Source organism: Streptomyces sp. A0592, from assembly GCF_004795115.1.
In the GTDB taxonomy this organism is placed as follows: Bacteria; Actinomycetota; Actinomycetes; order Streptomycetales; family Streptomycetaceae; genus Streptomyces; species Streptomyces erythrochromogenes.
On the sequence record NZ_SSBM01000028.1, the window covers coordinates 61344 to 81728 of the forward strand.

The following is a 20385-nucleotide window of genomic DNA, read 5'->3' on the forward strand; positions in this document are numbered from 1 at the left end:
ACCCCGCACCCCCTAGGCTGCTGCTCGGCCGGGCGCCACAAGACGCCCGGGATCACGGGGAATTGGGGGGACGCGATGCATCCGCTGGAAGCCGGTGAGCCGCGGACCATCGGCGCGTACCGGTTGCTCGGCCGGCTCGGCGCAGGTGGCATGGGCCGCGTCTACCTGGGCCGCAGCGCCGGCGGACGGACCGTCGCCGTCAAGATCGTGCACCCGCACTTCGCCTCCGACGAGGAGTTCCGGGCCCGGTTCCGCCGCGAGGTGGAGGCGGCCCGGCGGGTCGGCGGCGAGTGGACCGCACCGGTGCTGGACGCGGACCCGGAGGCCCCGGTCCCCTGGGTGGCCACCGGGTACGTGGCGGGGCCCTCCCTGGACCGCGCGCTCGCCTCGCACGGGCCGCTCCCCGAGCTCGCGGTACGGGCCGTCGGCGCGGGGCTGGCACGCGCCCTCGTGGCCGTGCACGGCCTCGGGCTCGTCCACCGGGACGTGAAGCCGTCGAACGTGATGCTCACTCTCGACGGGCCGCGGCTCATCGACTTCGGCATCGCGCGGGCCTCGGACGGGACCGCCTCGCTCACCTCCACCGGCGTCTCCGTCGGCTCGCCCGGCTACATGTCGCCCGAGCAGATCCTCGGCAAGGGGATCACCGGGGCGGCCGACGTGTTCTCGCTCGGCGCGGTGCTGGCCTTCGCGGCGACCGGCCGGCCCCCCTTCAGCGGGGACAACTCCGCCACCCTCCTCTACAAGGTGGTGCACGAACCGCCCGAGCTCGGCGAGCTCCCGGCCGGGGACCTGCGCGACCTGATCGAGGCCTGCCTGGCCAAGACGGCCGCCGCCCGGCCCGCCCCCGAGGCCGTCGCCGCCGCCCTGGCCGGGGCGCTCGGCGCCCCCGGCTGGCTCCCCGCACCCCTGGTCGAGGAGGCCAGCCGGGCCGCGGTGGCCCTCCTCGACCTCGACGCCGATTCCCCCGCGGGCGCTGCGGCAGGCGGACCGGCTCCGGCCGGGGCCGGAGCCGCTGCGGCCGCGGCCGCACCGGAGGCCGCGTCGGGCCCCGTCCCCTTCACCGCCGGTTCGTACGCCCCCGCCGGCGGCGGTTTCGGAGCGCCGGACCCCTCGTACGGGAGCCAGGGCGCGGGCTCCCCGTACGCCGCGCCGGCCGCGGGCCCGTACGGCAGCCCCACCGGGACCCCCGGCGGGAGCCCGGCGGGAGCGGCTCTGCCGCATCCGCGTACGGAGACCGGCGGGCGGCAGGTCACCGTCAGCGCCGCGGGGCGCCGGTTCAGCTGCACCCTCGTACTGGCCGCGGCGGCCGCGCTGGCCCTGCTGTCCGGCGGACTGTTCTGGATGGATCTGCTGCCCGGGCAGGGCGGCGACGGGCAGCGGGACCTGGCCGACGCCGGCGCGCGGCCCACGGCCTCCTCGCCCGCCCCGGGCGCCTCGGCCCCGTCCCCGGGCGCGAGCTCCGCGTCCCCCGCACCCGGGACCCGTACCGACGTCCCCAAGGAGCTCATCGGGACGTGGAAGGGGACGGTCACCACCGCCCGCCTCGGCCTGTCGTCGGAGTTCGAGATCACCATCAAGGGCGGCAAGGTCGGCGAGGTCGTCGCCCGGGACAAGTCGGTGCTGGCCGTCCTCGGCACCGACTGCAGCGGCGACTGGAAACTCTCCTCGGCCACCGACCGCTCCCTGGTCCTGGACACCGCGGGCGGAACCAACCCGGCCCCCGGGGTCTGCTCCGACGGCTCCGCCGACGAGCGGTTCACCCTCAACGCCGACGGGACGCTCCACTACAAGTCGGGCGACACCCCGGCCGGAAACCCCGAGGGAGATCTCAGGCGCAGCCCCTGAAATCCGCCGCCGGGCCCTGGCGTAGGCTGGCTCGGTCCGGACCTTGACACAGACACACCGCCGAAAGGTGACTCCCGGTGACCGACCAGGCCGTTCTCCAGTCTGTCCTCGACCGCGCCGCAGCGGGGGGCCGGATCACCAAGGAAGAGGCGCTCGACCTCTACCGCCACGCGCCGCTGCACGCGCTGGGGCAGGCGGCCGACGCGGTGCGCCGCCGCCGCTACGCCGGCACCGAGCACATCGCGACGTACATCATCGAGCGGAACATCAACTACACGAACGTGTGCGTCACGGCGTGCAAGTTCTGCGCCTTCTACGCGGCTCCCAAGGACGCCAAGAAGGGCTGGTCCCGCGACCTCGACGACATCCTGCGCCGCTGCGCGGAGACCGTCGAGCTCGGCGGCACGCAGATCATGTTCCAGGGCGGGCACCACCCCGACTACGGCGTCGAGTACTACGAGCACCACTTTGCAGCCATTAAGCAGGCGTTCCCGCAGCTGGTCATCCACTCCCTCGGCGCGTCCGAGGTCGAGCACATGGCCCGCATCTCGAAGGTCTCGGCGGAGGAGGCCATCCGGCGCATCCACGCGGCCGGCCTCGACTCCTTCGCGGGCGCCGGCGCCGAGCTGCTGCCGGCCAGGCCGCGCAAGGCGATCGCCCCGCTCAAGGAGTCCGGCGAGCGCTGGCTGGAGATCATGGAGATCGCCCACAAGCTGGGCGTGGAGTCCACCTCCACCATGCTGATGGGCACCGGCGAGACCAACGCCGAGCGCATCGAGCACATCGCGATGATCCGTGACACGCAGGACCGCACGGGCGGCTTCCGCGCCTTCATCCCGTACACCTACCAGCCCGAGAACAACCACCTCAAGGGCCGGACCCAGGCGACGATCTTCGAGTACCTGCGCATGATCGCGATCGCGCGCCTGTTCCTCGACAACATCGCCCACATCCAGGGCTCCTGGCTGACCGTCGGCAAGGAGGCGGGCCAGCTCTCGCTGCACTACGGCGCGGACGACCTCGGCTCGATCATGCTGGAGGAGAACGTCGTCTCCTCGGCCGGTGCCAAGCACCGCTCCAACCGCCAGGAGATCATCGACCTGATCCGCAAGGCGGGCCGCACTCCGGCGCAGCGCGCGACGACGTACGAGCACCTCCTGGTCCACGACGACCCGGCGAACGACCCGGCCGACGACCGCGTCGTCTCGCACATCTCCTCCATCGCGATCGAGGGCGGCACCGCGCACCCCGAGCTGAAGCTCATCTCCGCGAACTGACGCGTCCGACACGATCACGATGCTGACGCTGCACGCCGCCGAGCTCCTGGTGACCGGACCGGGGTCCGCGCCGCTGGCGGGCGGTGCGGTCCTCGTCGAGGGGGACCGGATCGCCCGCGTGGGCACGTATGAGGACCTCGGCTCGGCCCATTCGCACGCCCGGGTCCGCCGCTGGCCCGGGGTGCTCACCCCGGGGCTGCTGGTGCGCGGGGCGGACGAGCTGCTGGAGCGGACGTACTACCCGGACGACCCGTACGAGGTCACGGAGCTCGGCGCGGACCCGATCAGCGGCGGGGAAGCGCTGGACGCCCTGAAGCTGACCGAGTCGCGGTGGGGCCACAGCGCCCGGCGCGGCACGCAGCGGCTGCTGGCCCGCGGGGTGGTGGCGGTGTGCGGCCGGTTCACGGTCGCGGCGGTGCGTACGGCGGTGTCCCGCTCGGGGCTGACGATCCTGCCGCCTGCGCCCTGCGAGGGCCGGCCGGCCCTGGATCCCTTCGCGGGTCGGGAGTCGGCGGCGGAGGCCTTCCACGGGGTCCTGGAGCCGGGTGCAGCGGCGCGTTTCGCGGTCTTCGCGGTGGCGGACGAGGCCGAGCTGCTGGCGCGGGGTGCGACCACGTGCGTGGCCACGGTCATCGGGGGGCGGCTGCTCCACCGGCGGCGCTGAGCCCACCGTCGATGTCGAGGGTCCCGCTTTCGAGGGGCCCGCAGTCGGCGGGCCGGCCGCCCTCCCGGGCTAGGGCGGCGAGCAGGCAGGCCTGGAGGCGGCTGATCCCGCCGAGCTTGGCCCGTATGTTCACGACGTGGAACTTGACCGTGCTGACGGACAGTTGGAGTTCCTCGGCGAGTTCCCGGTTGGACGCGCCGGTGGCCAGGCACAGGAACACCGCGGACTCCTGCTCGGTCAGCAGCGCTTCGCAGGGCTGCGCCTCGTGCTGCGCCGACGTCCCGTCCGGCTCCTCGTACGAGGGGAACCACGCAGGGACGCTGAAGCTGACGACGCGCACGGTTCCACTCCTCGATGCCCCCCGGTCGGCCCCTTACGGGGGCCGGCCTTTCCCTAGAGGACGGATGGACCGGACAGGTAGGTTCCATTCGCGTCGAAGGGCCAGGCATTGGACTTGCATCCGTCCAGCCCCTTGATCTGCTGCATCATCGCCGGGGCCGGCTTTCCGGGGCCCGGGCAGCCCTCGTGGCCGCGGCCGATCGCGTGCCCGACCTCGTGGTTGACGATCAGTGCCCGGTACTCCTCCACGGAGCCGCTGAACTGGGGCGAACCCTCCTTCCAGCGCTTGAGGTTCACCACCACGGCATTGCCCACGCGGCAGTTGGTCTCGCCGATGAGCTCCGGGGTGACCACGTCGCACAGGAGGTCGGTGGTCTTGGGCGTCGCGATCTTGACGGTGAAGTCGACCGGCTGGCCGGCTCCCACGAGCTGGAAGCCGTAGCGCGGGTCCTTGGTCCAGCCGCGCGGGTCCCCGAGGATCGCCTCGACGGAGCGGGCGGCGGCCTCCGGGTCGATCCCGCTGCCCTCCTCGACCTCCAGCCGCCAGCGCCGGGTCGTCCCCTTGCCCTGCGCGCTGCCGGCAGCGGCCGACCCGGTGAAGGTGCCGGGCTTGCCGGGCGTCGCGGGGGTGCCGGTGGACGGCGAGGGGGAGGCGGGCTGCTGTGCGGGGGCGGCGGGGGACTGCGCGGCCTCGGGGGACTTCGCGCCTCCCTGCGGGAGCGGGTTCCCCGCGGCGTCGGTGCCTTCCCCGGCCGGTGCGTCGGTCTGCGCCGCGGTGCGGCCCTTGGCGGCCGTGGTGGTCTCGTCCTCGGGCAGCAGCGCGTAGGCGGTGGCCGATACGGCGACCAGCGCCGCCGAGCCGAGGAGGATCGTGCGCCGCAGCCGCCTGCGCCGCTCGGCCCGGCGCCTGGCGCGCGGGCCGTCACGGCGGGAACGACCGGTGGAATGGCCTGGCGGCATCGTGAAGCTTCCTGTTCGCGGCGGCCACTGCCGGACCCGCCCACGGTTGTGGTTCTGATCCGGTGGGTGACCCTCACCGGGCCGCACCCTGGCAGTCAACGCGTATGCGGCGTAGCAGCGTAACTGTCCTTCGGAACAGTTCTACGGTCGGGTACGGCACCGCCACGGCGCGGTACGGCGGAGCCCGCGCCGTCCGGGCCCGCGCGGCCTGAGAGGATGGGGCCGTACCCGCCGATCCGCATCGCAACACGAGGGGCGAACGCCAGTGACAAGGGCCTCCCTGGACAAGCAGCCGCACGAAGTCGCCTCCATGTTCGACAGGGTCGCGGCGAACTACGACCTGACCAACGACGTCCTCTCCCTCGGCCAGGACCGGGTGTGGCGCAAGGAGGTCGCCAAGGCGGTCGACGCGCGCCCCGGGCAGAAGGTCCTGGACCTGGCCGCCGGTACCGCGACCTCCTCGCTGCCCTTCGCGGCGACCGGCGCGTACGTCGTCCCGTGCGACTTCTCCCTGGGCATGCTCATGGAGGGCAAGAAGCGGAACTCCTGGCTTCCGCTGACCGCCGGCGATGCGACGAAGCTGCCGTTCAAGGACGACGTCTTCGACACCGTCACGATCTCCTTCGGCCTGCGCAACGTCCAGGACACCGACGCGGCGCTGCGCGAGCTGTTCCGGGTGACCAAGCCCGGCGGGCAGGTCGTGATCTGCGAGTTCTCGCAGCCGACCTGGGCGCCGTTCCGGACGGTCTACACCGAGTACCTGATGCGTGCGCTGCCGCCCGTCGCCCGCGCGATGTCGTCCAACCCCGACGCGTACGTGTACCTCGCCGAGTCCATCCGCGAATGGCCCGACCAGCCGGCGCTGGCCGGCCTGCTGCAGAAGGCCGGCTGGTCCAAGGTCGCCTGGCGCAACCTCAGCGGCGGCATCGTCGCGCTGCACAGAGGCACCAAGGCCTGACCGCCGTGCCCGACGCCCTGCCGCCCGACGCCGGGCCCCTGGACTACAAGCCCCTGCTGGAGCGGATCGCCGCCGACGTCGCCCCGCTGCTGGGCAGCGGCACGCCCGCCGAGTACATCCCGGCGCTCGCCGCGGTGGACCCGCGGCAGTTCGGGATGGCCGTCGCCGATCTCGACGGAAACGTCTTCGGGGTGGGGGACTGGCAGGTGCCCTTCTCCGCCCAGTCGATCACCAAGGTCTTCGCGCTGGCCCTGGCCCTGGCCGAGGGCGGCGACAGCCTGTGGGAGCGGGTCGGTCGGGAGCCCTCGGGCAATCCGTTCAACTCGCTCGTGCAGCTGGAGTACGAGAACGGCATTCCGCGCAATCCGTTCATCAACGCGGGCGCCCTGGTGGTCACCGACCGGCTCCAGACGCTGACGGGCGACGCGAGCAGCGAGGTGCTGGAGTTCCTGCGGCAGGAGAGCCAGAACCCGGACATAGGCTTCGACGCCGAGGTCGCCGCCTCCGAGCAGGGGCACGGGGACCGCAACGCGGCCCTCGCCCACTTCATGGCCTCGTACGGGAACATCGACAACCCGGTCCCCGCTCTGCTGGAGCACTACTTCTGGCAGTGCTCCATCGAGATGACCTGCGCGGACCTGGCCCGCGCCGGCCGGTTCCTGGCCCGGCACGGGCTGCGCGCGGACGGCTCGCGGCTGCTGACGCGCAGCGAGGCCAAGCAGGTCAACGCGGTGATGATGACCTGCGGGACGTACGACGCGGCGGGCGAGTTCGCCTACCGCGTCGGGCTGCCGGGCAAGAGCGGCGTGGGCGGCGGGATCGTCGCCGTCGTCCCGGGGCAGTGCACCCTCGCCGTGTGGAGCCCGGGGCTGGACGCCCGGGGCAACTCGGTCGCGGGCGTCGCCGCGCTGGACCGCTTCACGACCCTGACGGGCCTGTCCGTCTTCTGACGCCTTCCGGGCGCTACGGGGAGCAGGAGGGGTCGCCGGGGGCGCACTCCATGGCGAACTGCCAGAAGACGTAGACGAGGAAGCACACGGCGAGGGACACGGCGCTCATGACGGCGAAGCGCCGGCGTACTCGGGGATGTCCTCCCGCGTACGCCAGTACCAGCCCGGCGACGGGAGCGACGAGCACGCCCGTGAGGGCCAACCACGCCAGCACCGTGGCGGCGAATACGGGACGCGGTCGGCGGCGACGAGCGCGAGCGGGGACGTCGCCCACCACACCGTCAGCACCGAGGAGACCCGGGTGACGGTGGTGGAGGGACGGACGAGGGAGCCGGAGGACACGGATCGTTGCCCTCCGCCCTACAGGGCGAGCGCGTAGCGGCGTGCCGGATTGCCGCCCGGCGTGGTGAACTCCTCGGCCAGGGTCATGCCCAGTCGCTCGGCGACCGCCACGGAGCGGGCGTTGTCGGCGTGGATCATCGCCACCACCCGCTCGATCCCGGCCCCGCGGACCCGCTCCAGGGTGGCCAGCGCCGCGGCGTACGCGTAGCCGCGGCCCCAGGCCGCCCGCCCGAGCCGCCAGCCGATCTCGATCTCCCCGACCGGCCCCCACGCCTTGTCCACCGGCCACGGCTGCGCTCCGGTGAAGCCGATCACCTCGCCGGCGCCGTCCAGCAGCGTCCACAGGCACAGGCCCAGCTGTGCGTCGTGCATGCGCTGGCGCGCGGTGAACTCCTCGTACTCGGACAATTCGGCGGGACCGCCGAGGAACTCCATCACATCGGCGTCGTTGAAGACGCGGTGCCAGGCGTGGGCGTCCTCGTCGGTGGGCACGCGCAGCCCTACCGCCGGGAGCGGGGGCCGGGTCGGCGAAGTCGTCATCGGGGCAGCCCTTCGGATCGCGATCACTCTCGCTGCATAGACTGCACATGTCCGGTGCCGTTGGGCACCCTTTATCGAGCCTTCGGGAGACCCCGCAGTGACCGAGCTCCTCTCCGAACACTCCGCGGACGTGATCGTCGTCGGGGCCGGGCCCGCCGGCTCGACCACCGCCTACTACCTCGCCAAGGCCGGATTGGACGTCCTGCTGCTGGAGAAGACGGCGTTCCCGCGCGAGAAGGTCTGCGGCGACGGGCTGACCCCGCGCGCCACCAAGCAGCTGGTGGCGATGGGCATCGACATCTCCGAAGAGGCCGGCTGGCTCCGCAACAAGGGCCTGCGCATCATCGGCGGCGGCCAGCGGCTCCAGCTGGACTGGCCGGAACTCGCCTCCTTCCCGGAGTACGGACTCGTCCGCAAGCGCGACGACTTCGACGAGACCCTGGCCCGCCAGGCCCAGAAGGCCGGCGCCCGGCTGTACGAGCGCTGCAACGTCGGCGAGCCCGTCCGCGACGCCCGCACCGGGCGCATCACCGGCGTGCAGGCGAAGCTCGGCGAGGAGAAGACCCCGGTCACCTTCCACGCCCCGCTCGTCGTAGCGGCCGACGGCAACTCCTCCCGGCTGTCGCTGGCCATGGGCCTGCACCGGCGCGAGGACCGCCCGATGGGCGTCGCGGTGCGCACGTACTTCACCTCGCCGCGGCACGACGACGACTACCTGGAGTCCTGGCTGGAGCTGTGGGACCGGCGCGGCCCGCAGGACCGGCTGCTGCCCGGCTACGGCTGGATCTTCGGCATGGGCGACGGCACGTCCAACGTCGGCCTCGGCATCCTCAACTCCTCCTCCGCCTTCAAGGAGCTGGACTGGCGCGAGGTCCTCAAGGCCTGGTGCGCCTCGATGCCGGAGGACTGGGGCTACACCCCCGAGAACATGACGCAGCCGATCCGCGGGGCGGCCCTGCCGATGGCGTTCAACCGGCAGCCGCACTACACCAAGGGCCTGCTGCTGGTCGGTGACGCGGGCGGTCTCGTCAACCCGTTCAACGGCGAGGGCATCGCCTACGCGATGGAGTCGGGCCAGATCGCGGCCGACGTCATCGTGCAGGCGCAGGCCCGGTCCACCCCGGCGCAGCGCGAGCTGGCGCTGCACAACTACCCGAAGGTGCTCAAGGAGACCTACGGCGGCTACTACACGCTGGGCCGCGCCTTCGTGAAGCTGATCGGCAACCCGAAGGTCATGAAGGTCGCCACGCAGCGCGGCCTGACCCACCCGCTGCTGATGAAGTTCACCCTGAAGATGCTGGCCAACCTGACCGACCCGGCGGGCGGCGACGCGATGGACCGCATCATCAACGGTCTGTCGAAGGTGGCCCCGAAGGCCTGACGGAGCCGGCTCACGAAGGACGGCGGTCCCGGATCCCCCGACCCTCAGGGTCGGGGGATCCGTGCACGGTGCGCACGCACCGGGCCAGCAGGACCAGACCGCACACCAGCAGCGCGCCCGACACGGTCCAGCCGGTCGCGAGGAGGAGGGCGTGCCCCGGCTTCTGCCAGGGGCGGGTGGTGTTCAGCAGCCAGCCCCCGACGGCGAGGAGCCCGAGGCCGAGGGCGGCCCGGACCGCGGTGGGGTCGCCGGCCCCGTGGGGCTCGTACGGCTGTGTGCCCACGGGCCCACCACCTCCATCCGACGCCAAGGGACTGCGCCGCCATCTTCTCAGGGCCCGGGGCCCCGTTCGACACGGCCGCCCACCGGGCCGAGGAAAGCGGAGGCGCGCACGGCACCGTGCGCCCGAAAAGCCCGGACCGTCCGGGAAACGACTCCAGGGCCGGTACTCCACCCCCGAGCGGGGGAGTACCGGCCCTCGGCCGTGTCTGCTGCCGCGACCTGAGCGGGGCTCAGGAGCGGGCTCAGAGGACGCGGACGGCGCCCGTCGGCTTGTCGTAGCTCAGGTTGCGCTCGACGATGCCGGTGCTGGGGTTCTGCGCGCCGACGAACTTGCCGCCGCCGACGTAGATGGCGACGTGGTACGCGCTGCCCTTGGATCCCCAGTAGAGGATGTCGCCCGGCTGAAGGGCGTTCAGGGAGACGGACGTACCGGCCGAGGACTGCGCCTGGGACATGCGCGGCAGCGAGATGCCGGCCTGGCGGTAGGCGGCCTGGACGAGGCCGGAGCAGTCGAAGGAGGACGGGCCGGTGCCACCCATGACGTAGGCCTTGCCGACCTGCGCGCGGGCGAAGTTGACGATGGCGGCGGCGGATCCGGTCGCCGGGGCCGTCACGGTGCCGGTGCCCTGCGGGGCCTTCGCGGGGGTGGAAGTGCTCTTGAGGGAGGTGCGGTCGGAGTCGCGGGTGGCACGCTCGGCCTCGGCCTTGCGGTCCGCCTCCTCCTTCGCCTTCTTCTCGGCGGCCTTCTGGGCCGTTTCCTTGGCCTGCTTCGCCTCGGCGGCGGCGCCGGTGCGGGCGCTCTCCTCCTGGGCGGTCAGTTCGCCTTCCACGGCGGCCAGACGGGTGTTCTCGGCGGCCGTGGTGACCGCGGAGGAGACCTCGGCGGCCAGGTCCAGGTTCAGGACCGGCATTTCGAGCGTCGTCTCGGCCACGGGCTCGGACGGGGACGCGCTCGCGGTGCCGGCCATGGCCAGGGTGCTGAGGACGCCACCGGCAACTCCGGCGCGGACCGCGAGCTTCGAGGCGCTGCGGCGGGGCTTCCGGTGGCTGGGTATGTGAGCGGTGTGGGACATGAGGACAACCGCTATCAGGGCGCCAGGGGTCCCTTCAAGAAACGTGGGGTGCGCCACAGTTGCCCGCGAAGGTACGCGAACCGGGCACGCGCCGCCCCTTATTGACGCCGTAACGGGCGAAACGGACACACCCTCACAAGGCTGTGATCATGGGGTTTCAGAAATAAGTCCGAATTGATCCACGGACTACCATCCCTCCGCACAGATGGCCAAGCCCGCTTTCGGAACGCCCGATTCAGAGTGGCGCAGGTCACAGGGAGATCACGCCATGTGGACGCTGTGGCCGGCCCGTGACCTTCCTGTGAAGCCGGGCCCTCGCCGCCGGGAGGGGTTCGTGAACGGATGCACGCACTCGGCGGCCCGCCGCACCCTCGTATGCCCCGCGTCCACCTCCGTACACGCGGGCCCCCCGACCGGGGGACGCGGATCCCCTTATCATCACCGGCGTGCCGATGCCAATTTGCCTGCACGTGCCACCGTTTGATAGAGCGGCGCGCCGTCCACCTGCGGTAACGGGCTTGAATGTCACCTTTGGTGATCATGCGGCTGCTTCGAGTATGAAGATCACCACTCATCGGACTTCATGATCGTTCGTCAGGTGGTGGAGATCACAAACTCGGTGTTGTTACCCGTGTCGCAGATCACAGACGAGCAGGCATAAGATGCGCACCAGTCCGGCTTGTGAACTGCCTCACATGTGCACGATCTTCGCGAGGCGGGGCCCTCGGCCGGCGGCGGTCCAACGGTCAAGGACGACTGGAAGGAGCGAGGAGCGTGAATGCGTACGCGCCCATCCTCGTGCTCGGCGCCCTCGGCGCAGGGTTTGCGATCTTCTCCGTGGTCATGGCCACGCTGATCGGTCCAAAACGGTACAACCGGGCGAAGCTCGACGCCTACGAGTGCGGCATCGAGCCGACACCGATGCCGGCCGGCGGCGGCCGCTTCCCCATCAAGTACTACCTGACGGCGATGCTCTTCATCGTCTTCGACATCGAGGTTGTCTTCCTCTACCCCTGGGCCGTCACCTTCGACTCCCTGGGGATCTTCGGGCTCGTCGAGATGCTGCTCTTCGTGCTCACCGTCTTCGTCGCCTACGCCTACGTATGGCGCCGCGGCGGCCTGGAATGGGACTGAGGGGCTGAATTTCCCATGGGACTGGAAGAGAAGCTGCCGAGCGGCTTTCTGCTGACCACCGTCGAACAGGCCGCGGGGTGGGTGCGCAAGTCGTCGGTCTTCCCGGCGACCTTCGGCCTCGCCTGCTGCGCCATCGAGATGATGACGACCGGAGCGGGCCGGTACGACCTGGCCCGCTTCGGCATGGAGGTCTTCCGCGGCTCCCCGCGCCAGGCCGATCTGATGATCGTGGCCGGCCGGGTCAGCCAGAAGATGGCGCCGGTGCTGCGCCAGGTGTACGACCAGATGCCCGCTCCCAAATGGGTCATCTCCATGGGGGTTTGTGCATCTTCGGGCGGAATGTTCAACAACTACGCGATCGTCCAGGGCGTCGACCACATCGTCCCCGTGGACATCTACCTCCCCGGCTGCCCGCCCCGCCCCGAGATGCTGATGGACGCGATCCTCAAGCTCCACCAGAAGATCCAGGGCGGAAAGCTCGGCGTGAACCGGGAGGAAGCGGCCCGCGAGGCGGAGGCGGCAGCCCTCAAGGCCCTCCCCACCATTGAGATGAAGGGGCTGCTCCGGTGAGCGAGACCCAAGAGCCGGAGAACGGCAACGACACCGGCGCGGCCGGCGCGGACGGCAGCGGCCTTCCCGCACCGCGCGCCCAGGGCCCCGAGGTCATCGGCGTCCGCAAGGGCATGTTCGGCGCGGCGAACGGCGGCGACACCAGCGGCTACGGCGGCCTCGTGCGCACCGTGGCCCTGCCCGGCGCGACCTCCCGGCCGTACGGCTCCTACTTCGACGAGGTGGCCGACGAGCTCGAAGGCGCCCTGGAGGAGCAGGACCTGCTCCCGGAGAACGCCATCGAGAAGACGGTGGTCGACCGGGGCGAGCTCACCTTCCACATCGCCCGCGAGCACCTCGTGCGCGTCGCGCGCACCCTGCGCGACGACCCGGCCCTGCGCTTCGAGCTCTGCACCGGGGTCTCCGGAGTCCACTTCCCCGGGGACAAGGGCCGCGAGCTGCACGCCGTCTACCACCTGCGCTCGCTCACCCACGGCCGGATCCTGCGGCTGGAGGTGTCCGTCCCGGACAGCGACCCGCACGTCCCCTCGCTCGTCGCCGTCTACCCGACCAACGACTGGCACGAGCGCGAGACCTACGACTTCTTCGGCCTGGTCTTCGACGGGCACCCGGCTCTCACCCGGATCATGATGCCGGACGACTGGCAGGGCTTCCCGCAGCGCAAGGACTACCCGCTCGGCGGCATCCCCGTCGAGTACAAGGGCGCCCAGATCCCGGCTCCCGACCAGCGGAGGTCGTACAGCTGATGTCCCCCATCACGAATGACGCAGACAACCACTCCTCCGCTCGCGAGACGACCGAGGGCACCGTCTACACCGTCACCGGCGGCGACTGGGACGAGATCGTCCAGTCGGCCGCCAAGGCCGACGACGAGCGGATCGTCGTCAACATGGGTCCGCAGCACCCGTCCACCCACGGTGTGCTCCGGCTGATCCTGGAGATCGACGGCGAGACCGTCACCGAGGCCCGCTGCGGCATCGGCTACCTCCACACCGGAATCGAGAAGAACCTCGAATTCCGCAACTGGACGCAGGGCACCACCTTCGTCACGCGCATGGACTACCTGACGCCGTTCTTCAACGAGACGGCGTACTGCCTCGGCGTCGAGAAGCTCCTCGGCATCACCGACCAGATCCCGGACCGCGCCACCGTCATCCGCGTCCTGCTGATGGAGCTCAACCGGCTCTCCTCCCACCTGGTGTGCATCGCCACCGGCGGCATGGAGCTGGGCGCGACCACGATCATGATCTACGGCTTCCGCGACCGCGAGCTGATCCTCGACATCTTCGAGCTGATCACCGGGCTGCGCATGAACCACGCCTTCGTCCGCCCCGGCGGCCTCGCGCAGGACCTGCCCCCGGGCGCCGTCGACCAGCTGCGCGAGTTCGTCAGGACGATGAAGAAGAACCTGCCGGAGTACGACAAGCTCGCCACCGGCAACCCCATCTTCAAGGCCCGCATGCAGGACGTCGGCTACCTCGACCTCTCCGGCTGCATGGCGCTCGGCGCCACCGGCCCGATCCTGCGCTCCGCCGGCCTGCCCCACGACCTGCGCAAGTCGGACCCGTACTGCGGCTACGAGACCTACGAGTTCGACGTGCCCACCACCGAGACCTGCGACTCCTACGGGCGGTTCCTGATCCGCCTGGAGGAGATGCGCCAGTCGCTGCGGATCGTCGAGCAGTGCCTGGAGCGGCTGGAGCCCGGCCCGGTGATGGTCGCCGACAAGAAGATCGCCTGGCCCGCGCAGCTGGCCATGGGCCCCGACGGCCTCGGCAACTCGCTCGACCACATCAGGAACATCATGGGCACCTCCATGGAGGCCCTCATCCACCACTTCAAGCTGGTGACCGAGGGCTTCCGGGTACCGGCCGGGCAGGCGTACGCCGCCGTCGAATCGCCCAAGGGCGAGCTCGGCGTCCACGTCGTCTCCGACGGCGGAACCCGCCCCTACCGGGTCCACTTCCGCGACCCGTCCTTCACCAACCTGCAGGCCATGGCCGCGATGTGCGAGGGCGGCCAGGTCGCCGACGTCATCGTCGCCGTCGCCTCCATCGACCCCGTGATGGGAGGCGTCGACCGATGACCGCCAGTCCTCAGAACCGAGGGGTCTCGCTGGGCATGCCCCAGCTCCCCGCCCCCGACTTCCCGGCGGAGGTACGGACACGCCTCGAAGCGGACGCGAAGGAAGTCGTCGCCCGCTACCCCGACAGCCGCTCGGCGCTGCTGCCGCTGCTGCACCTGTGCCAGTCGCAGGAGGGCTACGTCTCCAAGACCGGCATCCGCTTCTGCGCCGAGACGCTCGGGCTGACCACCGCCGAGGTCACCGCCGTCGCCACCTTCTACACGATGTACCGGCGCAAGCCCTCCGGCGACTACCAGGTCGGCGTCTGCACCAACACCCTGTGCGCGGTCATGGGCGGCGACGCCATCTTCGAGGAGCTCAAGGAGCACCTCGGGGTCGGCAACAACGAGACCACCGCCGACGGCAAGGTCACCCTCGAACACATCGAGTGCAACGCGGCCTGCGACTACGCCCCCGTGGTGATGGTCAACTGGGAGTTCTTCGACAACCAGACCCCCGACTCCGCCAAGGCCATGGTCGACGACCTGCTGGCCGGCCGCGAGGTCTCCCCGACCCGGGGCGCCCCGCTGTGCACCTACAAGGAGACCGCCCGGATCCTGGCCGGCTTCCCGGACGAGCGGGCGGGCGCGGTCGAGGCCACCGGCGGCGCCGGTCCCGCCTCCCTGATCGGCCTGCGGATCGCCCGCGGCGACTCCCCGCACACCCCGATCGTCCACCCGCGCGGCGAGACCCGTACCGAGGGAGGGGAGTGATGAGCGTGTCATCCAAGGAAAGTCATGGGGGCACCTCCCAGCCGGAGGCTGGGGGAGGCACCAGCCCGGAGAAGCTGCTGGCCCCCGTCCTGTCGGCCTTCTGGGACGAACCCGAATCGTGGACGCTGGAGACCTACCGGCGCCACGAGGGCTACGAGGGCCTGCGCAAGGCGCTCGCGATGACCCCGGACGACCTCATCGCCTATGTGAAGGACTCGGGCCTGCGCGGCCGCGGCGGCGCAGGCTTCCCCACCGGAATGAAGTGGCAGTTCATCCCGCAGGGCGACGGCAAGCCGCACTACCTCGTCGTCAACGCCGACGAGTCGGAGCCGGGAACCTGCAAGGACATCCCGCTCCTCTTCGCCAACCCGCACTCCCTCATCGAGGGAATGATCATCGCCTGCTACGCGATCCGCTCCGAGCACGCCTTCATCTACCTGCGCGGCGAGACGGTGCCCGTCCTGCGGCGCCTGCACGAGGCCGTGCGCGAGGCGTACGCGGCCGGCTACCTCGGCAAGGACATCGACGGCACCGGGCGCAACCTCGACATCACCGTGCACGCGGGCGCGGGCGCGTACATCTGCGGCGAGGAGACGGCGCTGCTCGACTCCCTCGAAGGGCGGCGCGGCCAGCCCCGGCTGCGTCCCCCCTTCCCGGCGGTCGAGGGGCTCTACGCCTGCCCCACTGTCGTGAACAACGTGGAGTCCATCGCCTCGGTTCCCGCGATCCTGAACAAGGGCAAGGACTGGTTCAAGTCGATGGGGACCGAGAAGTCCCCCGGCTTCACCCTCTACTCCCTCTCCGGGCACGTCGTCGGCCCCGGCCAGTACGAGGCCCCGCTCGGCATCACCCTGCGCCAGCTCCTCGACATGAGCGGCGGCATGCGGCCCGGGCACCGGCTGAAGTTCTGGACTCCGGGCGGCTCCTCCACCCCGATGTTCACCGACGAGCACCTCGACGTCCCCCTGGACTACGAGGGCGTCGGCGCCGCCGGCTCGATGCTCGGCACCAAGGCCCTCCAGTGCTTCGACGAGACCACCTGCGTGGTGCGGGCCGTCACCCGGTGGACCGAGTTCTACGCACACGAGTCCTGCGGCAAGTGCACGCCCTGCCGCGAAGGCACCTACTGGCTGGTCCAGCTGCTCCGCGACATCGAGGCCGGCAAGGGCGTCATGTCCGACCTCGACAAGCTGAACGACATCGCCGACAACATCAACGGCAAGTCCTTCTGCGCCCTCGGCGACGGCGCGGCCAGCCCGATCTTCTCCTCGCTCAAGTACTTCCGCGAGGAGTACGAGCAGCACATCACGGGCAAGGGCTGCCCCTTCGACCCCAGGAAGTCGACCCTCTGGGCCGACACGGAGGTGAACGCATGACCGTCACCACTACGGCCGCCTCCGGGGGAGAAGCCGCCGTCCCGCCGGAGGACCTGGTCTCGCTGACCATCGACGGGGTCGAGCTCTCGGTGCCCAAGGGCACCCTCGTCATCCGTGCCGCCGAACAGCTCGGCATCGAGATCCCCCGGTTCTGCGACCACCCCCTCCTGTCCCCGGCCGGCGCCTGCCGCCAGTGCATCGTCGAGGTCGAGGGCCAGCGCAAGCCGATGGCCTCGTGCACCATCACCTGCACCGACGGCATGGTCGTCAAGACCCAGCTGACCTCCGAGGTCGCCGACAAGGCCCAGCGAGGGGTGATGGAGCTGCTGCTCATCAACCACCCGCTGGACTGCCCCGTCTGCGACAAGGGCGGCGAGTGCCCGCTGCAGAACCAGGCGATGTCGCACGGCAACGCCGAATCCCGCTTCGAGGGCAGGAAGCGGACCTACGAGAAGCCCGTCCCGATCTCCACGCAGGTCCTGCTGGACCGGGAGCGGTGCGTGCTGTGCGCCCGCTGCACCCGCTTCTCCAACGAGATCGCCGGCGACCCGATGATCGAGCTGCTCGAACGCGGCGCGCTCCAGCAGGTCGGCACCGGCGAGGACGACCCCTTCGAGTCGTACTTCTCCGGCAACACCATCCAGATCTGCCCGGTCGGCGCCCTCACCTCGGCCGCGTACCGGTTCCGCTCCCGCCCCTTCGACCTCGTCTCCTCCCCGAGCGTGTGCGAGCACTGCGCGGGCGGCTGCGCGACCCGTACCGACCACCGGCGCGGCAAGGTGCTGCGGCGCCTCGCCGCGGAGGACCCCGAGGTCAACGAGGAGTGGGTCTGCGACAAGGGCCGCTTCGGGTTCCGCTACGCGCAGCGCCCGGACCGGCTGACCACCCCGCTGGTGCGCAGCGCCGACGGGGTCCTGGAACCGGCGAGCTGGCCCGAGGCCCTGGAGGCCGCCGCGAACGGGCTCGCCGCAGCCCGCGGCCGGGCCGGCGTGCTCACCGGCGGGCGGCTGACCGTCGAGGACGCCTACGCGTACGCCAAGTTCGCCCGCGTGGTGCTGGACACCAACGACATCGACTTCCGGGCCCGCGTGCACAGCGCGGAGGAGGCCGACTTCCTGGCCGCCACCGTCGCCGGCACCGGCAAGGACCTCGACGGCGACGGCGTCACCTACACCTCGCTGGAGGCGGCGCCCACGGTGCTGCTCGCCGGCATCGAGGCCGAGGAGGAGGCCCCCGGGGTCTTCCTGCGGCTGCGCAAGGCCCACCGCAGGCACAAGCAGCGGACCTTCGCCCTCGCCCCCTTCGCCACCCGCGGACTGCAGAAGGCCGGCGGCACCCTGCTGGCGGCCGCCCCCGGCACCGAGCCCGACTGGCTCGACGCGCTGTCCTCGCGGACCGGCCTGGAGGCGGGCGGCGCCGAAGCCGCCGAGGCGCTGCGCCGGCCGGGCGCCGTCATCGTCGTCGGGGAGCGCCTCGCCGGGGTGCCCGGCGCGCTGACCGCCGCCGTACGGGCGGCCGCCGCGACCGGGGCGAAGCTGGTGTGGATCCCGCGCCGGGCCGGGGAGCGGGCGGCCGTCGAGGCCGGTGCGCTGCCGTCCCTGCTGCCGGGCGGCCGCCCGGCCACCGACCCGCGGGCCCGCGACGAGGTCGCCACCGCCTGGGGCCTTGACGAACTCCCGCACCGCTACGGCCGCGACACCGGCCAGATCGTCGAGGCGGCTGCCACCCGCGAACTGTCGGCGCTGCTGGTCGCGGGCGTCGAGGTCACCGACCTGCCGGACCCGGCCCGCGCGCGGACCGCCCTGCAGGAGGCCTTCGTGGTCTCCCTGGAGCTGCGGCCATCCGAGGTCACCGACCACGCGGACGTGGTCCTGCCGGTCGCCGCGGTCGCCGAGAAGGCGGGCGCGTTCATCAACTGGGAGGGCCGGGTCCGCCCGTTCGAGGCCGCACTCAAGCCCGACCAGATGACCCGCCGGCTCGCCCCTGCCGACGCCCGCGTGCTGCACATGCTGGCCGACGCCGCGGACCGGCCGATCGCTCTGCCCGACGTGCACGCCGTACGCCGGGAGCTGGAGCGGCTCGGCCCGTGGGAGGGCCAGCTCGCAGCCGAGCAGTCCACGGCCCCCGTGCCGCTGCCCCGTCCGGGCGTCGGCGAGGCGGTCCTCGCGGGCCACCGGCTCCTCCTCGACCAGGGCCGGCTCCAGGAGGGCGACGAGGCCCTGGCCGGCACCCGGCACGAGGCCAGTGCCCGGCTGTCGGCCGCCACGGCCGCCGAGACGGGCGTCAAGGACGGCGACGTCCTCGCGGTCACCGGCCCCGCCGGCACCGTGGAACTCCCGCTCCGGATCACCGAGATGCCCGACCGCGTCGTCTGGCTCCCGCTGAACTCCACCGGCTCCGGCGTCCTCGCCGACGCCGGAGCCCGCCCGGGCACCCTCGTACGCATCGGCCCGGCGACCCCGGCCGGCGCAGGCGACACCACTGCGGAGGTGGGCGCGTGAACACCGTTCAACTCGCTGCCGAGGACCTGTCCCTCTTCGGACGGGACGTCTGGTGGCTCGTCCTCGTCAAGGCGGTGTTCTGCTTCGCCTTCCTGATGGTGACGGTGCTGTTCTCCATCGTGTGGGAGCGCAAGGTCGTCGCCTGGATGCAGCTGCGCATCGGCCCCAACCGGCACGGCCCCTGGGGCATGCTCCAGTCGCTCGCCGACGGCGTGAAGCTGATGCTCAAGGAAGACATCATCGTCAAGCGGGCCGACAAGGTGGTGTACGTCCTGGCCCCGATCATCGCGGCGATCCCGGCCTTCATGGCCATCGCGGTGATCCCCTTCGGCCCGGCCGGCAACGAGGTCTCCATCTTCGGCCAGCGCACCTCGATGCAGCTGACCGACCTGCCCATCGCGATGCTCTACATCCTCGCGGTGGCCTCGGTCGGCATCTACGGCATCGTCCTGGCGGGCTGGTCCTCCGGCTCCACGTACCCGCTCCTCGGCGGCCTGCGCTCCTGCGCGCAGATGATCTCCTACGAGATCGCGATGGGCGCGGCCTTCGCCTCGGTCTTCCTCTACTCCGGGTCGATGTCGACCTCGGCGATCGTGGAGGCCCAGCAGGACCGCTGGTTCATCGTGCTGCTGCCGGTGTCCTTCATCATCTACGTCGTCACGATGGTCGGCGAGACCAACCGCGCCCCCTTCGACATGCCGGAGTCCGAGGGCGACCTGGTCGGCGGCTTCAACACCGAGTACTCGTCCATCAAGTTCGCGCTGTTCATGCTCGCCGAGTACGTCAACATGGTCACCGTCTCGGCGGTCTCGGTCACGCTGTTCCTCGGCGGCTGGCGGGCCCCGTACCCGATCAGCTCCTTCTGGGAGGGCGCCAACCACGGCTGGTGGCCGCTGCTCTGGTTCGTCCTGAAGGTGCAGCTGCTCCTCTTCTTCTTCATCTGGCTGCGCGGCACGCTGCCGCGCGTGCGCTACGACCAGCTGATGAAGCTCGGCTGGAAGGTCCTGATCCCGGTCTCCGTCGTCTGGCTGATGATGGTCGCCACCGTCCGGGCCCTGCGCAACGAGGCGTACGAGATCGCGGACATCGCCCTCTACGTCGGCGGCGCCGTCGTGGCGATCCTGCTGCTCTCCTTCGTCGCGGACGTCTTCCGCGACAAGCGCGAGAAGGCATCGGCCGCGGACGCCGGCAAGGACACCGCGCCCTTCGATCCGCTGGCGGGCGGGTTCCCCGTACCGCCCAAGCCCGGCCAGCACCTGGCACCCGTACCGCGCAGGCGGCCCCGCAGCGAGCGGGAGCTGATCGTCAGTGGCGGGGCGAACACCGACAAGGACCGAGAGGAGGCTTGAGAG

At 71.4% G+C, this 20385-nt stretch carries 20 protein-coding genes; 14 read left to right on the forward strand and 6 right to left on the reverse strand.

Annotated features, from left to right (window positions below; all coding sequences use genetic code 11):
• Positions 1–75 precede the first annotated feature (75 nt).
• From E6U81_RS29925 to E6U81_RS29935, 3 genes are all read left to right on the forward strand, one after another.
• On the forward strand, positions 76–1848 hold the full coding sequence (locus tag E6U81_RS29925; RefSeq protein WP_136233151.1) for a serine/threonine-protein kinase: 1773 nt from the start codon (positions 76–78) through the stop codon (positions 1846–1848).
• Between the two features lie 77 nt (positions 1849–1925).
• Positions 1926–3125 carry a cyclic dehypoxanthinyl futalosine synthase gene (gene mqnC, locus E6U81_RS29930; RefSeq protein ID WP_136233152.1) on the forward strand — a complete coding sequence of 400 codons (1200 nt, stop codon included), beginning with the start codon at positions 1926–1928 and terminating at the stop codon, positions 3123–3125.
• A gap of 19 nt (positions 3126–3144) precedes the next feature.
• Positions 3145–3789: a hypothetical protein gene (locus E6U81_RS29935; RefSeq protein ID WP_136233153.1), complete on the forward strand. Its 645-nt coding sequence runs from the start codon at positions 3145–3147 to the stop codon at positions 3787–3789.
• Here the strand turns inward: E6U81_RS29935 and E6U81_RS29940 are convergent.
• Together E6U81_RS29940 and E6U81_RS29945 are read right to left on the reverse strand one after the other, a co-directional pair.
• Entirely contained in the window at positions 3755–4129 is a 375-nt protein-coding gene (locus tag E6U81_RS29940; protein ID WP_136233154.1) for a helix-turn-helix transcriptional regulator, read from the reverse strand. The two genes, E6U81_RS29935 and E6U81_RS29940, sit on opposite strands and share 35 nt — an antisense overlap.
• Before the next feature lie 53 nt (positions 4130–4182).
• Positions 4183–5088, reverse strand: coding sequence for a DUF3152 domain-containing protein (locus E6U81_RS29945; protein WP_136233155.1), 906 nt, complete (start codon positions 5086–5088; stop codon positions 4183–4185).
• Positions 5089–5353: 265 nt separating this feature from the next.
• On the opposite strand from E6U81_RS29945, the gene E6U81_RS29950 reads away from it, so the two are divergent.
• Both E6U81_RS29950 and E6U81_RS29955 read left to right on the forward strand, forming a co-directional pair.
• Positions 5354–6046 carry a demethylmenaquinone methyltransferase gene (locus tag E6U81_RS29950; protein WP_136233156.1) on the forward strand — a complete coding sequence of 231 codons (693 nt, stop codon included), beginning with the start codon at positions 5354–5356 and terminating at the stop codon, positions 6044–6046.
• Positions 6047–6084: 38 nt separating this feature from the next.
• Entirely contained in the window at positions 6085–6996 is a 912-nt protein-coding gene (locus E6U81_RS29955) for a glutaminase (RefSeq protein ID WP_031152538.1), read from the forward strand.
• A gap of 13 nt (positions 6997–7009) precedes the next feature.
• Here the strand turns inward: E6U81_RS29955 and E6U81_RS29960 are convergent, their stop codons facing one another.
• Positions 7010–7210 carry a hypothetical protein gene (locus E6U81_RS29960; protein ID WP_168714772.1) on the reverse strand — a complete coding sequence of 67 codons (201 nt, stop codon included), beginning with the start codon at positions 7208–7210 and terminating at the stop codon, positions 7010–7012.
• Between the two features lie 146 nt (positions 7211–7356).
• Positions 7357–7878, reverse strand: a complete 522-nt coding sequence (locus tag E6U81_RS29965) for a GNAT family N-acetyltransferase (protein WP_136233158.1) — start codon at positions 7876–7878, stop codon at positions 7357–7359.
• A 97-nt stretch (positions 7879–7975) separates the two neighbouring features.
• On the opposite strand from E6U81_RS29965, the gene E6U81_RS29970 reads away from it, so the two are divergent.
• Positions 7976–9259, forward strand: a complete 1284-nt coding sequence (locus E6U81_RS29970) for a geranylgeranyl reductase family protein (RefSeq protein ID WP_136233159.1) — start codon at positions 7976–7978, stop codon at positions 9257–9259.
• 10 nt (positions 9260–9269) lie between these two features.
• On the opposite strand, the gene E6U81_RS29975 is transcribed toward E6U81_RS29970, so the two are convergent.
• Positions 9270–9542, reverse strand: coding sequence for a hypothetical protein (locus tag E6U81_RS29975; RefSeq protein ID WP_136233160.1), 273 nt, complete (start codon positions 9540–9542; stop codon positions 9270–9272).
• A 241-nt stretch (positions 9543–9783) separates the two neighbouring features.
• Positions 9784–10614, reverse strand: a complete 831-nt coding sequence (locus tag E6U81_RS29980; RefSeq protein WP_136233161.1) for a C40 family peptidase — start codon at positions 10612–10614, stop codon at positions 9784–9786.
• Between the two features lie 774 nt (positions 10615–11388).
• Here E6U81_RS29980 and E6U81_RS29985 point away from each other — a divergent pair.
• The 8 genes from E6U81_RS29985 to nuoH are packed head-to-tail and all read left to right on the forward strand — an operon-like array spanning position 11389 to position 20382.
• On the forward strand, positions 11389–11748 hold the full coding sequence (locus tag E6U81_RS29985) for an NADH-quinone oxidoreductase subunit A (RefSeq protein ID WP_030653431.1): 360 nt from the start codon (positions 11389–11391) through the stop codon (positions 11746–11748).
• A 15-nt stretch (positions 11749–11763) separates the two neighbouring features.
• Positions 11764–12318 carry an NADH-quinone oxidoreductase subunit B gene (locus E6U81_RS29990; RefSeq protein WP_030028258.1) on the forward strand — a complete coding sequence of 185 codons (555 nt, stop codon included), beginning with the start codon at positions 11764–11766 and terminating at the stop codon, positions 12316–12318.
• The gene (locus E6U81_RS29995) at positions 12315–13064 is read left to right on the forward strand and encodes an NADH-quinone oxidoreductase subunit C (RefSeq protein ID WP_136233162.1); all 750 of its coding nucleotides are present in this window, start codon (positions 12315–12317) and stop codon (positions 13062–13064) included. Before E6U81_RS29990 ends, E6U81_RS29995 begins: the two co-directional genes overlap by 4 nt.
• A complete protein-coding gene (locus tag E6U81_RS30000; protein WP_136233163.1) occupies positions 13064–14404 on the forward strand; it encodes an NADH-quinone oxidoreductase subunit D in 1341 nt (446 codons plus the stop codon). The genes E6U81_RS29995 and E6U81_RS30000 overlap by 1 nt, the downstream gene beginning before the upstream one ends.
• Entirely contained in the window at positions 14401–15156 is a 756-nt protein-coding gene (gene nuoE, locus E6U81_RS30005) for an NADH-quinone oxidoreductase subunit NuoE (protein ID WP_136233164.1), read from the forward strand. Before E6U81_RS30000 ends, nuoE begins: the two co-directional genes overlap by 4 nt.
• Positions 15156–16532, forward strand: coding sequence for an NADH-quinone oxidoreductase subunit NuoF (gene nuoF / locus E6U81_RS30010; protein WP_136233165.1), 1377 nt, complete (start codon positions 15156–15158; stop codon positions 16530–16532). The genes nuoE and nuoF overlap by 1 nt, the downstream gene beginning before the upstream one ends.
• On the forward strand, positions 16529–19033 hold the full coding sequence (locus E6U81_RS30015) for an NADH-quinone oxidoreductase subunit G (protein WP_136233166.1): 2505 nt from the start codon (positions 16529–16531) through the stop codon (positions 19031–19033). Before nuoF ends, E6U81_RS30015 begins: the two co-directional genes overlap by 4 nt.
• Entirely contained in the window at positions 19030–20382 is a 1353-nt protein-coding gene (nuoH, locus tag E6U81_RS30020) for an NADH-quinone oxidoreductase subunit NuoH (protein WP_136233167.1), read from the forward strand. The genes E6U81_RS30015 and nuoH overlap by 4 nt, the downstream gene beginning before the upstream one ends.
• The last annotated feature ends 3 nt before the right edge of the window (positions 20383–20385 follow it).

What these genes read in the sequence shown, in the direction of transcription:
- E6U81_RS29965 (WP_136233158.1), bottom strand. Translation starts at nt 7,878, where the DNA reads ATGACGACTTCGCCGACCCGGCCCCCGCTCCCGGCGGTAGGGCTGCGC.
- E6U81_RS30000 (WP_136233163.1), top strand. Translation starts at nt 13,064, where the DNA reads ATGTCCCCCATCACGAATGACGCAGACAACCACTCCTCCGCTCGCGAG.
- E6U81_RS29935 (WP_136233153.1), top strand. Translation starts at nt 3,145, where the DNA reads ATGCTGACGCTGCACGCCGCCGAGCTCCTGGTGACCGGACCGGGGTCC.
- E6U81_RS29980 (WP_136233161.1), bottom strand. Translation starts at nt 10,614, where the DNA reads ATGTCCCACACCGCTCACATACCCAGCCACCGGAAGCCCCGCCGCAGC.
- E6U81_RS29945 (WP_136233155.1), bottom strand. Translation starts at nt 5,088, where the DNA reads ATGCCGCCAGGCCATTCCACCGGTCGTTCCCGCCGTGACGGCCCGCGC.
- E6U81_RS29925 (WP_136233151.1), top strand. Translation starts at nt 76, where the DNA reads ATGCATCCGCTGGAAGCCGGTGAGCCGCGGACCATCGGCGCGTACCGG.
- E6U81_RS30015 (WP_136233166.1), top strand. Translation starts at nt 16,529, where the DNA reads ATGACCGTCACCACTACGGCCGCCTCCGGGGGAGAAGCCGCCGTCCCG.
- nuoF (WP_136233165.1), top strand. Translation starts at nt 15,156, where the DNA reads ATGAGCGTGTCATCCAAGGAAAGTCATGGGGGCACCTCCCAGCCGGAG.
- nuoE (WP_136233164.1), top strand. Translation starts at nt 14,401, where the DNA reads ATGACCGCCAGTCCTCAGAACCGAGGGGTCTCGCTGGGCATGCCCCAG.
- E6U81_RS29990 (WP_030028258.1), top strand. Translation starts at nt 11,764, where the DNA reads ATGGGACTGGAAGAGAAGCTGCCGAGCGGCTTTCTGCTGACCACCGTC.